Origin of the sequence: Pseudomonas caricapapayae, from assembly GCF_001400735.1 — a bacterium.
In the GTDB taxonomy this organism is placed as follows: Bacteria; Pseudomonadota; Gammaproteobacteria; order Pseudomonadales; family Pseudomonadaceae; genus Aquipseudomonas; species Aquipseudomonas caricapapayae.
The window spans coordinates 1-13959 of record NZ_LJPW01000177.1 but is presented as its reverse complement, the minus strand read 5'-3'; the positions used below and the strand labels follow the sequence as shown (position 1 = coordinate 13959).

Annotated in this window: 9 protein-coding genes; 8 read left to right on the top strand and 1 reads right to left on the bottom strand. The window is 60.8% G+C overall.

The window, feature by feature from the left end; translation table 11 throughout:
• The first annotated feature begins 15 nt into the window (after positions 1-15).
• A complete protein-coding gene (locus tag ALO80_RS27125) occupies positions 16-4722 on the top strand; it encodes an RHS repeat-associated core domain-containing protein (RefSeq protein WP_055011191.1) in 4707 nt (1568 codons plus the stop codon).
• Positions 4723-4868: 146 nt separating this feature from the next.
• On the opposite strand, the gene ALO80_RS27120 is transcribed toward ALO80_RS27125, so the two are convergent.
• Positions 4869-5186, bottom strand: coding sequence for a helix-turn-helix domain-containing protein (locus ALO80_RS27120; protein ID WP_055011190.1), 318 nt, complete (start codon positions 5184-5186; stop codon positions 4869-4871).
• A 187-nt stretch (positions 5187-5373) separates the two neighbouring features.
• Between ALO80_RS27120 and kdpF the strand changes: the two genes are divergently transcribed.
• From kdpF to ALO80_RS27085, 7 genes are all read left to right on the top strand, one after another.
• Positions 5374-5469, top strand: a complete 96-nt coding sequence (gene kdpF, locus ALO80_RS27115; protein WP_003406089.1) for a K(+)-transporting ATPase subunit F — start codon at positions 5374-5376, stop codon at positions 5467-5469.
• A gap of 2 nt (positions 5470-5471) precedes the next feature.
• Positions 5472-7166: a potassium-transporting ATPase subunit KdpA gene (kdpA, locus tag ALO80_RS27110; RefSeq protein WP_055011189.1), complete on the top strand. Its 1695-nt coding sequence runs from the start codon at positions 5472-5474 to the stop codon at positions 7164-7166.
• A 10-nt stretch (positions 7167-7176) separates the two neighbouring features.
• Complete coding sequence (gene kdpB, locus ALO80_RS27105; RefSeq protein ID WP_055011188.1) at positions 7177-9255, top strand: potassium-transporting ATPase subunit KdpB; 2079 nt, start codon at positions 7177-7179, stop codon at positions 9253-9255.
• 54 nt (positions 9256-9309) lie between these two features.
• Complete coding sequence (kdpC, locus tag ALO80_RS27100; RefSeq protein WP_055011192.1) at positions 9310-9882, top strand: potassium-transporting ATPase subunit KdpC; 573 nt, start codon at positions 9310-9312, stop codon at positions 9880-9882.
• A gap of 66 nt (positions 9883-9948) precedes the next feature.
• Entirely contained in the window at positions 9949-12612 is a 2664-nt protein-coding gene (locus ALO80_RS27095; protein WP_055011187.1) for a sensor histidine kinase, read from the top strand.
• On the top strand, positions 12609-13301 hold the full coding sequence (locus tag ALO80_RS27090; RefSeq protein WP_054986262.1) for a response regulator: 693 nt from the start codon (positions 12609-12611) through the stop codon (positions 13299-13301). Before ALO80_RS27095 ends, ALO80_RS27090 begins: the two co-directional genes overlap by 4 nt.
• A gap of 97 nt (positions 13302-13398) precedes the next feature.
• Complete coding sequence (locus tag ALO80_RS27085) at positions 13399-13677, top strand: hypothetical protein (protein WP_054986263.1); 279 nt, start codon at positions 13399-13401, stop codon at positions 13675-13677.
• Positions 13678-13959 lie beyond the last annotated feature (282 nt).

Here is a 13959-nt window from a genome sequence, read left to right as displayed (position 1 = left end):
AACGCCTTCAACTTCATGAGTTTCCTCAGCAGCGGGGTCGATCCGCGTACCGGGTTGTACACCGCCTCGATCAGCCTGCCAGAGCTCAAGGCCAATGACCTGGCCGGCCCTCTCGTGCCCATCACCCTGGCCTTCAGCCCGCTCAATACCCGGGACTCCGGCTACGGCTTTGGCTGGAACCTGCAACTCTCCCAGTATGACCCCGTCACGCGCATGCTCTCGCTGAGCAGCGGCGAGTCCTTCAAGGTCACCCACACCAGCGTTGACGGTGCCCGGTTGTTGATGAAGGAGCAGAAACTCGACAGTTTTCACGTTCATGACACCGGCGGCGACACCTTCAGGATCGTCCACAAGTCCGGCCTTGTGGAGCGGCTTCGGGTCGGTGGCGGTGCTGATAACCGACTGGCGCTGCCTTACGAAATCAGCTCGCCCGACGGGCGTGCGGTGTACCTGACCTATAACTATTTCAATGGCCAACAAATACTTGCGTCTGTCAGCGATAGCCAGCGCACCTTGCTCAGGCTGACGCGCGAAGGCCGGCGGGTTGAAATCACCCTCAATCCGGACCTGCTCCCCACACGCTTTAGCATGGAACTGGCCGAGGATGATTTTCGTGTTGCGAAGGTGGTGCTGCCCACCAAGGACGCAGCCTGCTGGCGTTTTCGTTACGAGCGTCTGAACGGCCTGTTATGCATTGTTGACGCCTGGACCCCCAGCGGTGCTCACGAAACCGCGCGCTATGACGACGCCGGGCATTTGTTCCCCGACACCGGCGCGCGTCTGGCCCTGCGTCGAGCCCTGCGTCTGGTCCTGCGCCCGGCCCTGCGTCGAGCCCTGTGTAGAACTCTGTATCAGGCCCTGCGCCCGGCACAGCGTCGAGCCTTGTGTCAGGCCCTGCGTCTGGCTCCGCGTCCGGCCCTGCGTCGAGTCACCGAACACGTCAGCGACCCGGGGCAAGGTCAACCGCCGATCAGGACCCGCTATGGCTATCGCGCTCACGACACGGTCAATACCCACAATTTCCTTGGCAACAACGCCGCCGGGCTGATCTGGGAAGACAACGGTGAAGACAACCTGTACCGCATCCGTGGCGACTATCAGTACGGCACCACCGAAAGCCTGATCGTCGGCAATCAGGTGGTGCGCACCGTCGAGCGCAGCTTCAACCGCTTTCACCTGCTGACCGAGGAAACCACCACCCAGGGCGATAACGTGAAAAAGACCCGCACGGTCTATCACGCGCTCGAACAAACCGATTTCGACCAGCAACCGCCTTACTTCCAACTGCCCAAAACCGTGACCACCGGCTGGTCGCTGCGCAGCAATGCCAGCCAGGCGCGTTACGAAACGGTCAGCAGCGACTACGACGACTTTGGCAACCTGACGCGTCAGGTCCAGCCCAGCGGCGTGGTTGAAACCAGCACCTGGTACCCGGCAGAAGGCGAAACACAGGGCGAGTTTCAGTGCCCGCCAGACCCGCAAGACTTCGTGCGCCAGGTCCGGACCCGCACCGTGACACCCGCGCCGTCCACTTATGGCGAAGCTGCGCCAGTGCTGAGAACCCGCTTTGTTTATGACGCGATGGCACCGGTCAGCGGTGCATCACAACCCTGGCTGGTGCTCACCGGCGAGACGCTGCTCAGGGTGCAGGGCGACTCGGAAACGACCCTGCACACCACCGACCATCTCTACATTCAGCAGCCGGAGGATGCGTTGAGCCACGGTCGCCCCTTGCGGGATACGTTCACGCTCAACGGCATCAGCACCCTGACCAGCTTTGCCTACAGCAAGTCCCTGAGTCGGGCGGTGAAAAAAGGAAAACAAGCCGAAACCGTGCTCAAAACTACCCAGACCCTGAGCAGCACACTGGACAGCCACACCCGGACCATCGATCTGGAACACTCGCTGCTCAACGGCGAGCCGCTGCTGACGCTCGACGACGCCAAGGTGGAAATTCGCTACACCTATGACGCTCTGGAACGTATCACCAGTGAAACCGTGGCCCCGGATACGCCCTACGAAGCCACTCGCCATTATGCCTATGGACTGGTGGCCGCCGACGGCCAGATGGCGCATCAGGAGGTGACCGACGTCAAAGGCGTGACTACCTGCAGTGAGCTGGACGGGCTAGGCCGGGTGTTTCGCGAAACGCGCCAGAACACCGAGGGTGATGGGTGTATGCGTGACACCTACGCAGCGACGTACGACGCCCGGGGCCAGCTGCAGAAGGAAACCCACTACGACTGGCTGGACGAAAAGCAAAAGTCGCTGACCCTGACCAGCACCTTCGGCTACGACGACTGGGGCCAGCAGGTCAGTGAAACAGGGCCGGACGGGGTGGTGGCATTTCAGCAGACTTACCAGCAGCTCGGCACCTCAGGCCCTGAGCAGCACGAATGGCGACAGACCAGCCTCGCGGCGACTGAGCAATATGGCCTGACGGTCACCCGGCTCAACCTGTTTGAAAAGCCTGAAAGCGTCGAGCGCTTTACCCGGCAAGGGACGACGGTCAGCAAACAGATTTACCGTTACGATGGTCTCGGCCGCACCGTCGAAGAGGTCGATGCGCTGAATCATGTCACCCGATACGGCTACGATGCGTTCGATCGCATGATCAAAACCACGCTGCCTGGCGGGGCATCGGTCACGTGCGAGTATGCCGCTCACAGCATCGAGGACCTGCCGACGGCGATCAGCGTCGACGGCTACATTCTGGGTCGGCAATCCTTTGACGGGCTTGAGCGTCGATACAAGTCGGTCACCGGAGGCCGTGAACAGATATTTACGTTCGAAACGGGGCAGACCCAGCCTAAAACTGTGCGCACAGCCAGTGAACAGACCATCGAGTATATGTACCTCCCTTCATTGAGCGATCAGCCGTTGCAGCGCGAGATACTGGGCAGTGGGGTTTCTGCCACTTATACATACGACTCTAAAGACGCACGCCTGAGCAGTTGTGAGGAGCAGGGCCAGGGGTTGACACGTGATTACTCCACCCTAGGTGAACTGAAATGCGAAACCCGCACCGTCGGCGCGCAGACGTGGGCCATGCATTACCGCTACAGCCTGATGGGGCTGCTGATGGAGTACACCGATGTGCTTGGGCAGGTCCAGAATTGCACTTACGATGGGGCAGGGCGTCTGACGGAAACCCGGCTTGGGGACATCACGTCGACGTTTATTTACGACTCGCTGGGCCAGACGTGTGACATCGAGACGCTGAAGGGGGCCAATAAAGTCGCGGTCAAACTCATCTACGACGAGTTTGGCCGCGAGGTGCAGCGTGACTTTGATCTTGGCGGCGTACAGCAAGTCATGACTCAGGTCTATGATGCGAATGACCGGATGAAGCAGCGCACGCTGGTTGAGGGTGGCACAGTGCTGCGCGATGAAGGCTACACCTATGACGCTCGCGGGCGGCTGACTCTGTACACCTGTTCTGGCAGCCAACTGCCTGTCGATCCCTACGGCAAGCCCATACAGCGACAATTATTTCGTTTCGATACCTTCGACAATCTGAGCAGGGTTCAGACCGTGTTTCCAGGCGGTACTAATGTGGCAACTTATCACTACGCCGACCGGCAGATCGACCCTACTCAATTGCTGGGCGTTACCAACACGCATGAAGAGTATCCAGAGCTCGTCCTGAGCTACGATGCTGACGGCAATTTGATTCAGGATGAACAGGGCCGTACCCTGCGTTACGACGCATTGGGTCGCTTGCTGGAGGTCAGTGTCCCTTCGGTGCCCGGCAAGCACAGCGATCACGCGTATCGTTACGACGCGCTGGACGTGCTCGCAGCGCGTGAGAATTCACAGGGTGTCGAGCAGCGTTTCTATCGGGACGGCAAGCCCGCCAACCAGATCAGTGGCACTCAGCAGCGCACGTTCATGCGCGGTGGCGATGGTCTGCTGGCCGATCAGCAAAGTGGCGCTGGCGCGGCAACGCGGTTGTTGGCAACCACTCTGAGCAACACCGTTCTAAGCGAGGTTGTCTGCGGCGCAAAACATGACAGCGCTTATACCGCCTATGGCTATCGCAGCTCTGATGAACCTCCCGGGGGGCTGGGGTTCAATGGCGAACTGACCGAGAGCGATACTGGCTGGCAACTGCTGGGCAATGGCTACCGGGCTTATAATCCGGTGCTGACGCGCTTCCATAGTCCGGACAGTTTGAGCCCGTTTGGGGAGGGCGGGTTGAATGCTTATGTGTATGTTGAGGGGGATCCGGTGAATGGGGTGGATCCGTCGGGGCATATGAATATAGCGAAGCTTCTCAGAAGGATCTTTGGCATGAAGCCAAAGAAACCTGGACGGACTGTAGCTTCGCTGAAAGGAAACAACTCCGCTTACCAAATTCCAGACAAAAATGGCACGGGAGGGGTTGCCCTGCATGTTAGTCGACATAAAAAAGCATTCCCAAAAGCCAGTACTGGAAGTAATTTGGTTGAGAAAAGCGCAGTAAGTATTAACAGGGGTAACGTAAACTTGCGTCCGAACAAGACTTCTATTCCCTCAAGCCGAACGACACGTTCACCTACAGCAGCTCCCCGGTCTGGCATTGAACAAGATATGTTTGGCTCTAAGGTAATCTTTGCAGCGACTAAAACGGCACGTCGAAATGCGATATTTTTGCCGGGAGTACCCCCTCAACAGGAGTCTTCTTTTATTAGGGCCAATGGTTTACCGAGTTATGGTGCTGATGCCGATATTTTTTATTAAGCAGCGCGTCGCCCCCTACTGCCAAAGCGCATTCGAGTAATATAGAAGGCTTTCTGTGACCAGCCGCATGTGCTCAATCGTGCGGCCTGGTCTGTTAGTCAGAATGGGCGGATTGAACGCTATGCGCCGACTGACAACGCACCGGCTCACTCCCCCAAAATCACCCCCTGCCTGATCGCCATCACCAGCGCCGCCTTCAACGACGTCACCCCGAACTTGCGGCGGATATTGCTGGTATGAAAATGCACGGTCGCTTCCGAGCATCCCTGTATCCGTGATATTTCCCAGGCGGATTTGCCGATGGCTACCCATTCCAGGACTTGTCGTTCCTTGACAGTCAGATGGACAACGGCGGGCGTGGCTGGGGAGGGTGGTACGGTGTCGGGCGGTTTGCCCTTGTCGCGAAGCATAGTGAAGTCCTTTCCCTGAAGATCGCCGCACCACGATACCCCCAGAGTCAACATCGCGAACCTGACAGAAATGACAGCGCTGACGCTTGCGCATACGCCGTGCCGTCTGGCCTGTAGCGCTTTTTTACAGCTTCTTTACGCCCGGCGCCGACTGTCGCTATCGCGCCTTTACGCCCTGCCTGCGGACAATCTCTTCACGCGGCCTGCGCCGTATCGGTGTTGCCTGATGGGGGAAATTTCAATGAGCGTTATGGATGGTATCTCTCTGCTGATGGGAGTCGGGCTGTTCATCTATCTGCTGGTGGCGCTGTTGCGCGCCGATCAGAGTCAGGAGTGATCATGCACAGTTACGATTATCTGTTGATCCTGGCCTTTCTGGTCCTGTTGCTGGCACCCGCGCCCTGGCTGGGGCGGTTCTACTATCGAGTCATGGAAGGCGAGCGCACCTGGCTGAGCCCTGTGCTGGGGCCGGTCGAGCGTGCCTGTTACCGGATCACCGGGGTCGACCCGAAAACCGAACAATCCTGGCAGCAGTACGCCTGGGCCTTGCTGGCATTCAACCTGGCGGGCTTTGTCGTATTGTTTGCGATGCTGATGATGCAGGGCGTACTGCCCCTCAACCCGCAGCAACTGCCGGGCATGGAGTGGTCCCTGGCATTCAATACCACCATGAGCTTTGTTACCAACACCAACTGGCAGTCCTACAGCGGCGAAGCGTCGCTCAGCTACCTGAGCCAGATGGCTGGCCTGACCGTGCAGAACTTCGTCAGCGCCGCAACCGGTCTGGCGGTGCTGGTTGCGCTGTGTCGCGGTATCAGCCGTCGTTCTTCGCAGAGCCTGGGTAATTTCTGGGCAGACATGACCCGCGCCACGCTTTATGGGCTGTTGCCAGTCAGTCTCGTACTGGCGGTGTTCCTGGTCTGGCAGGGCGTGCCGCAGAACTTCGCCCATTACATTGATGCGTTGTCCCTGCAAGGCGCGGATCAAAGCCTGCCCATGGGCCCGGCAGCCAGCCAGATAGCCATCAAGCAATTGGGCACCAACGGCGGCGGGTTCTTCGGCGTCAACTCGGCGCACCCGTTCGAGAACCCGACCGCCCTGAGCAACCTGTTCGAGCTGGTATCGATCCTGCTGATCCCGGCCGCACTGGTGTTCACCTTCGGTCATTACGTCAAGGACATGCGCCAGAGCCGGGCCATTCTCGGTTGCATGCTGGCCCTGTTATTGATCGGCGGTTCGGTGTCGCTGTGGGCCGAGTACCAGCCCAATCCGGCGCTGAACATCGCCGGCGTTGAACAGGCCGCACCGCTGGAGGGCAAGGAAACCCGCTTCGGCACGACCGGCACCGTTCTCTGGTCAGTTGCCACCACGGCGGCCTCCAACGGCTCGGTCAACGGCATGCACGACAGCCTCAATCCGCTGACCGGCATGGTTGCGCTGGTCAACATGATGGTCGGCGAAGTGATTTTCGGCGGCGTCGGTGTAGGCCTCAACGGCATGCTATTGAACGTGCTGATCGCCGTATTTCTGGCTGGATTGATGATTGGCCGCACGCCCGAATACCTGGGCAAAAAGCTTCAGGCACAGGAAGTCAGGCTGCTGGTCGCGACCCTGCTGGTGATGCCGGTGGGCGTGCTGGTGCTGGGCGCGATTGCCGCCAGTCTGCCCGGACCGGCAGGTGCGATCAGCAACCCCGGTGCGCACGGTTTCAGTCAGTTGCTGTACGCCTACACCTCGGCGACGGCTAACAACGGCTCGGCGTTCGGCGGTTTCAGCGCCAATACCGTATTTCACAACCTGATGCTCAGCCTGGCGATCTTTATCGGCCGCTTTGGTTACATCCTGCCAGTGCTGGCGCTGGCTGGCAGCCTGGCCATGAAGAAAACCGCCCCTCAGGGTCAGAACAGCTTCCCGACTCATGGCCTGCTGTTCGTCACTCTGCTGACCGTCACCATTTTGCTGGTGGGTGGTTTGACCTTCCTGCCGACCCTGGCACTGGGGCCGATTGCCGAACACCTGAGCCTGGGTTTCTGAGGAACCGATCATGAGCACTACTGAAATTTCAAGACGTGATGCTGTAAAAGTCGCCGAACCGCAGATCCCCGGCGAGTCGGCCAGGACCGGCATCGCCGCCTTGTGGCGTCCGGCGTTGGTACAGGCGTTCGTCAAGCTCGACCCGCGCCAGTTGAAGCGTTCGCCGGTCATGCTGGTGGTCGAGCTGACCGCCATTCTGACCACCGTGCTGTGTGTCATCCCCAACCCGCAAGTGCCCACCTCGGTCTGCGTGCAGATCGCCTTGTGGCTGTGGTTCACCGTGCTGTTCGCCAACTTCGCCGAAGCCTTGGCAGAGGGGCGTGGCAAAGCACGCGCTGATAGCCTGAAGGCAGGTAGCGAAGGGCTCAAGGCGCGTATCCGCGACGAAAATGGCAGCCTTCGTACCGTCAATGCCAGCGAATTGCGCAAGGGCGATATAGTACGTGTCGAGGCCGGGGAAATGATCCCCGGCGACGGCGAAGTCATCGAAGGCATCGCGGCGGTCAACGAGGCGGCTATTACCGGTGAATCGGCACCTGTGATCCGTGAGTCCGGCGGCGACCGCTCGGCTGTCACGGGCAACACCCGACTGGTCTCCGACTGGCTGCTGGTGCGTATCAGCACCAACCCCGGTGAATCGACGCTCGACCGCATGATCGCACTGGTCGAAGGGGCCAAACGCCAGAAGACGCCCAACGAAGTGGCGCTGGATATCCTGCTGATCGGCCTGACCCTGATCTTCCTGCTGGTGGTCATCACCTTGCAGCCGTTCGCCCATTTTGCCGGTGGCAGCCTGCCGCTGGTGTTTCTGGTCGCGCTGCTGGTCACGCTGATTCCGACCACCATCGGTGGTCTGCTGTCGGCCATCGGTATCGCCGGCATGGACCGTCTGGTACGCCTCAACGTGATCGCCAAGTCCGGTCGCGCCGTGGAAGCTGCGGGCGATGTGCATGTGCTGTTGCTGGACAAGACCGGTACCATCACCTTCGGCAATCGGCGTTGCGCTGCCGTTTACGCAGCGCCCGGCGTGACCCCGAAGGAACTGGGCGAGGGTGCCTTGCTGGCATCGTTGGCCGACGATACGGCTGAAGGCAAATCCATCGTCGAGTTCCTGCGCAACCTGCACCCGATGAACGAGCCCACCCTGAGTTCGGTAACCGCTGTGCCGTTCAGCGCCGATACACGCCTGTCCGGTGTGGACTATCAGGGCCATGTGTACCGTAAGGGCGCGGTGGATTCGCTGCTGGCGTTCATCGACCTGCAGCGCAGCGATCTGCCGCCCGCGCTGGCACGTGAGGTCGACAAGATTGCCAAGACCGGGGGTACGCCATTGCTGGTCTGCGCCAATGGTCGACTGCTGGGTGCGATTCATCTCAAGGACGTGGTCAAACCGGGCATTCGCGAACGCTTTGAAGAACTGCGCAAACTCGGTATCCGCACCGTGATGGTGACCGGCGACAACCCGCTGACCGCTGCGGCGATTGCCGCCGAGGCAGGCGTGGATGACGTGCTGGCCGAAGCCACGCCGGAGAAGAAGCTGGAGCGTATTCGCCAGGAACAGGGCGAAGGCCGTCTGGTGGCGATGTGTGGCGACGGTGCCAACGATGCACCTGCGCTGGCTCAGGCGGACGTTGGCATGGCAATGAACGACGGCACCCAGGCCGCGCGTGAAGCGGCCAACATGGTTGACCTCGACAGCGACCCGACCAAGCTGCTGGACGTGGTGCAGATCGGCAAGGAATTGCTGGTTACCCGAGGCGCACTGACCACCTTTTCGATTGCCAACGACGTGGCCAAGTATTTCGCCGTGCTGCCTGCGCTGTTTGCTTCGATCTACCCGCAGTTGGGCGTGCTCAATGTTATGCAACTGGCCAGCCCGCAGAGCGCGATTGTCTCGGCCATCGTCTTTAACGCGCTGATTATCGTGGTGCTGATTCCGCTGGCCCTGCGTGGCGTGCGTGTCCAGGCGGCCAGCGCCGCTCACCTGCTGCGTCGCAACCTGCTGATCTACGGCCTGGGCGGGATCATCGTACCGTTTCTCGGTATCAAGCTGATCGACATGCTGCTGGTCGGCCTCGGCCTTGTTTGAAGCCTGTGCTGCATGCCGGTCGGCGTGCAGCCTCACCTGATTGAGGATGTGCAGATGTCCAGTGTATTGCGTCCGGCCTTGAGCCTGATCGTGTTGATGAGCCTGATTACCGGTGTGGCGTATCCGCTGGTGGTCACCGGAGTGGCACAGGTGGCGTTTCCGGCGCAGGCCAATGGCAGCCTGGTGTATGACGAGGCCGGCAAGGTGCGCGGCTCGGCGCTGATCGCCCAGTCGTTCACCGGTGATGAGTGGTTTCAGTCGCGCCCGTCGGCAGGCGCGTTCGCTACGGTGGCCAGTGGCGCGAGCAACCTTGCGCCGAGCAACCCGGCGCTGGCGACACGCGTCACGGAAGAAGCTGCCAGACTGGCGAACCCTGCTCAAGGCCCGGTGCCGCTGGCCTTGCTGACCACTTCCGGGAGTGGCCTTGACCCGCACCTTTCCCCGGAAGCAGTTGCCTGGCAGGCCAGTCGCGTGGCGACAGCGCGTCAGTTGCCGCTGGACAAGGTGCAGGCGCTGATCGACGCCAACACTCAACGTCCTTTGATCGGCCCGCCAGTGGTCAACGTATTGGCCTTGAATATGAGCCTGAATCAGTTACCGTCTGCACCGCGCAACGCACAGTTGTAACAAACTGCGCCGCGCATGCAATAGATTCACTACGCTGTGACTGATCAGAGAGAGGTAGTAACCAAGGTGAGTGATTCCGGTCGAGCTGACGCATTGCTGGCCCAGTTGCCCCGCGAAGGGCGCGGAAGGCTGAAGGTTTTTCTCGGTGCTGCTCCAGGGGTAGGCAAGACCTACGCGATGCTTCAGGCAGCTCATGCGCAGTTGCGTCAGGGTGTGAAGGTGCTGGCGGGCGTTGTGGAAACCCACGGCCGTGCGGAAACCGAGGCGCTGCTCAATGGCGTGCCGCAACAGCCTTTGCTGCGCACCGAATACCGCGGCATGATCCTCGAAGAAATGGACCTTGATGCCTTGCTCAAGGCAGCGCCAGCGCTGGTACTGGTCGATGAACTGGCGCACACCAATGCACCCGGCAGTCGGCATGCCAAGCGCTGGCAGGACATCCAGGAGCTGCTCGCTGCGGGCATTGATGTGTACACCACGGTCAACGTTCAGCACCTGGAAAGCCTGAATGATCAGGTGCGCGGCATCACCGGGGTGCAGGTGCGTGAAACACTGCCGGACTGGGTGTTGCAGGAAGCCTTCGACCTGGTACTGATCGACCTTCCTCCCCGCGAACTGCTGGAGCGACTGCGCGATGGCAAGGTTTACGTGCCGGAACAGGCGCGCGCGGCCATCGATGCGTTTTTCACCCAGACCAACCTTACTGCGCTGCGCGAAATGGCGATGCAGACGGCTGCTGCCCAGGTTGACAACGATCTGGCGCAGGGCTACCGGCAACTGGGCCAGTCTGCGCCTGCGGTACGCGGGCGGATGCTGGTCGGCATCGATGGCGATGTGCATGCCGAGCGCCTCGTGCGTCATGCCAGTCGGGTTGCCCAGCGTCGCCATCTGCCGTGGAGTGCAGTGCATGTGGACGATGGGCAAACCCTGGACGAGCAGTCCCGCGCGCGTTTGCAAGGCGCTCAGCAACTGGCTGAGCGACTGGGCGGCGAAGCGGTTTCACTGCGCGCCGGGGAGGTCGCCAGAACGCTGGTGCAGCATGCCATCGAGCGGCGGGCCAGCGTAGTGCTGGTTGGCCAGTCGCGCCGACACTGGCGTCGGCGTTTGTTTGGCGGTGGCGTTGCAGCGCGCTTGCTGCGCGAAGGGCACGGGCTGGAAATCTCGGTGCTCGACGACAGCGAGGCGCTGCCCGATCAGCCGCCGCGGGCACGCCCGGCTCGCGAAGTCGTGTGGTTCGATTATGCGCTGGCCTTTGCGGCAACGCTGATCGCCAGTCTGGTCGCCTGGGGGGTGTCGGGCGTGCTGGCGCTGCCCAATATTTCCCTGATCTTCCTCGCTGCGGTGTTGCTGGTCGCAGTGCGCAGTAGCATGGGGCCAGCGCTGGCTTGTGCGGGGCTGTCGTTTCTGGCCTATGACTTTCTGTTCATTCCGCCGAGTTTCTCGCTGAACATTCAGCGCGAGGAAGACGTCCTGACGCTATTGTTCTTCCTGCTGATGTCGGCCTTGACCGGAAAACTGGCAGCACGCCAGCGCAGGCAGTTGCAGGCACTGCGCGATACCCAGGAACAGACCAGCGAGCTGCTTGACCTGTCACGCAAGATGACCGCCGCCACTGACCGCAAGGCAGTGCTCAACGCCGCCGAGCAGCATTTTTCCGGCTGGAAGGAATTGTATTTATGCCTGGTCGATCGTGACGGGCAGGGCGGCTGGGTGGTCGAAACCGGTGGGCCACTGACTTTCTCGGAAGCCGAGCGTGCCGCCGCCGACTGGGCCTGGCAGCACGATCAACCGGCTGGCAGCGGCACCGGTACGCTACCGTCCGGGCGTTGGTGGTGGTGGCCGATCACCGCAGAAGAGGGGCCATTGGCCTTGTTGGGCGTCAGCGCGCGCGAAGGCCACTCGTTTACCGCGCAGCATCGACGCCTGCTGGCAGCGCTGACCCAGCCACTGGCGCAGGCGCTGGCGCGCGCGCAACTGGCGCAGGAGCTTGAGGCGGCGCGCCTGCACGGTGAAACCGAGCAATTGCGCAGTGCCTTGCTGGCCTCGGTCTCCCACGACTTGCGTACACCACTGACGTCAATGCGCGGTAGCATCGACAGCCTGCTGGCCCTGGGCGAAGCCATCCCTCTGGAGGATCGCCGCGAGCTGCTGGAAGGCACGCGTGATGAAGCCGAGCGCCTGGATCGATACATCCAGAACCTTTTGGACATGACTCGCCTGGGACACGGCGCGCTGAAACTCGCCCGTGACTGGGTGGCGCCTGCCGATATTGTCGGCAGTGCGCTCAATCGGCTGCGTGCGGTGCTGGCACCGTTGCAGGTCAGCACTCGGGTGACCGGCGAACTGCCCTTGCTCTACGTGCATGCCGCACTGATCGAACAGGCGCTGGTCAATGTGCTGGAAAACGCCGCACGTTTTTCGCCCGTCGACGGGCGCTTGCAGGTCGCGGCGGGCGTGGTCGACAGTGAATTGTTTTTTTCGGTCAGTGACGAGGGACCAGGTATTCCCGAGGATGAACGGGCAAAGATTTTCGACATGTTCTACACCGCTGCACGCGGCGATCGCGGCGGGCAGGGCACGGGATTGGGCCTGGCGATCTGTCAGGGCATGATCGGTGCGCACGGGGGGCGTCTTGCGGTCGAGGAAGGCATTGACGGGCAAGGTACGCGCATCACTTTGTTTCTGCCGTTGCAGACCCAGCCGGATGTGGACATGGAGGAGTCAGCTTGAGCCAGGCGGCGACTATTCTGGTCATCGATGACGAGCCTCAGATTCGTAAGTTCCTGCGCATCAGTCTGGTGTCCCAGGGCTACAAGGTACTGGAGGCCGCTACCGGCACGGACGGTCTGACCCAGGCAGCCTTGAACAAGCCTGATTTGCTGGTGCTCGACCTAGGGCTGCCGGACATGGACGGTCAGCAGGTGCTGAGCGAGTTTCGCGAGTGGTCGGCAGTGCCGGTACTGGTGCTTTCAGTGCGCGCCAGCGAAGCTCAGAAAGTTCAGGCACTGGACGCCGGGGCCAATGATTACGTGACCAAGCCGTTCGGCATTCAGGAGTTTCTGGCCAGAATCAGAGCGCTGCTAAGGCAGGCTTCGGGCAGCGACAAACCGGAGTCTGCCCTTCAATTCGGGCCGCTGACCATTGACCTGGCTTATCGTCGTGTGCTGCTCGAGGGGCATGAGGTTGCATTGACCCGCAAGGAGTACGCGGTGCTGGCGCAGTTGGCACGCCATCCCGGACGCGTCATTACCCAGCAGCAATTGCTCAAGGATATCTGGGGGCCGACACACACCGACGACAGCCACTATCTGCGTATCGTGGTCGGGCATTTGCGGCAGAAACTGGCAGATGATCCGACCGCTCCGAGGTTCATCCTCACTGAGCCTGGAATAGGCTATCGTCTGCTGGCTGACCACTAGATGAAAAAAGCGGTAACACGCCCGTGGCACGGCACTTTTATCGGCCCGGACCGTCAAAGCCGCACACTCCCTGTTCACTCTTGAGGTAACACCCCCCATGAAAGCCTTTATCTGTCTGCCATTGCTTGTCTTGGTTCTTGCAGGTTGTGCTGGCAAGACCGGGTATCGGGACAGCTGTGCCACCCAGCTTGATGCTGCCTGGCATGAGCTTGATCTGGCCAAGGCCGAAGGCTTCGCCGGCACCGTCAGCTACTCCAAGGCCTTGTCGTTGCTGACGGGTGCCAAGACTCAGCAGCAGTTCGAAGCGTTTGAAGGCTGCACCGAAAAAGCTGAAAAAGCGCGGTTTTACATCCGCGAGTCGCGCGCTGGCCGTTGATCGTGGATGATCACATGTGGCGTTGACTATCGTGTCTGTGCTCTTTGAGGGGCCAAAGTGAGCAAAGTCCCGGCCCCGCCTGACTGTCGTACCAATTCGTCGGAATGCAGTCCTTGACGCTCTGCGTCACACCGCGGTTCTGTGGTGCCAGGAAGATCGGGTTTCGATTCGCGTCAGCTTTTCGCCCTTCGGCGAGTTACTTTGATGGACCAAAGTAACCAACCCCCCGGGCTCCCTCTCCGGCCCGACTTCCTCGGGTTTTTTCGTCCTGTCACTGATCCG

What these genes read in the sequence shown, in the direction of transcription:
- kdpA (WP_055011189.1), top strand. Translation starts at nt 5,472, where the DNA reads ATGCACAGTTACGATTATCTGTTGATCCTGGCCTTTCTGGTCCTGTTG.
- ALO80_RS27120 (WP_055011190.1), bottom strand. Translation starts at nt 5,186, where the DNA reads ATGTTGACTCTGGGGGTATCGTGGTGCGGCGATCTTCAGGGAAAGGAC.
- kdpC (WP_055011192.1), top strand. Translation starts at nt 9,310, where the DNA reads ATGTCCAGTGTATTGCGTCCGGCCTTGAGCCTGATCGTGTTGATGAGC.
- ALO80_RS27085 (WP_054986263.1), top strand. Translation starts at nt 13,399, where the DNA reads ATGAAAGCCTTTATCTGTCTGCCATTGCTTGTCTTGGTTCTTGCAGGT.
- kdpB (WP_055011188.1), top strand. Translation starts at nt 7,177, where the DNA reads ATGAGCACTACTGAAATTTCAAGACGTGATGCTGTAAAAGTCGCCGAA.
- kdpF (WP_003406089.1), top strand. Translation starts at nt 5,374, where the DNA reads ATGAGCGTTATGGATGGTATCTCTCTGCTGATGGGAGTCGGGCTGTTC.
- ALO80_RS27125 (WP_055011191.1), top strand. Translation starts at nt 16, where the DNA reads ATGAGTTTCCTCAGCAGCGGGGTCGATCCGCGTACCGGGTTGTACACC.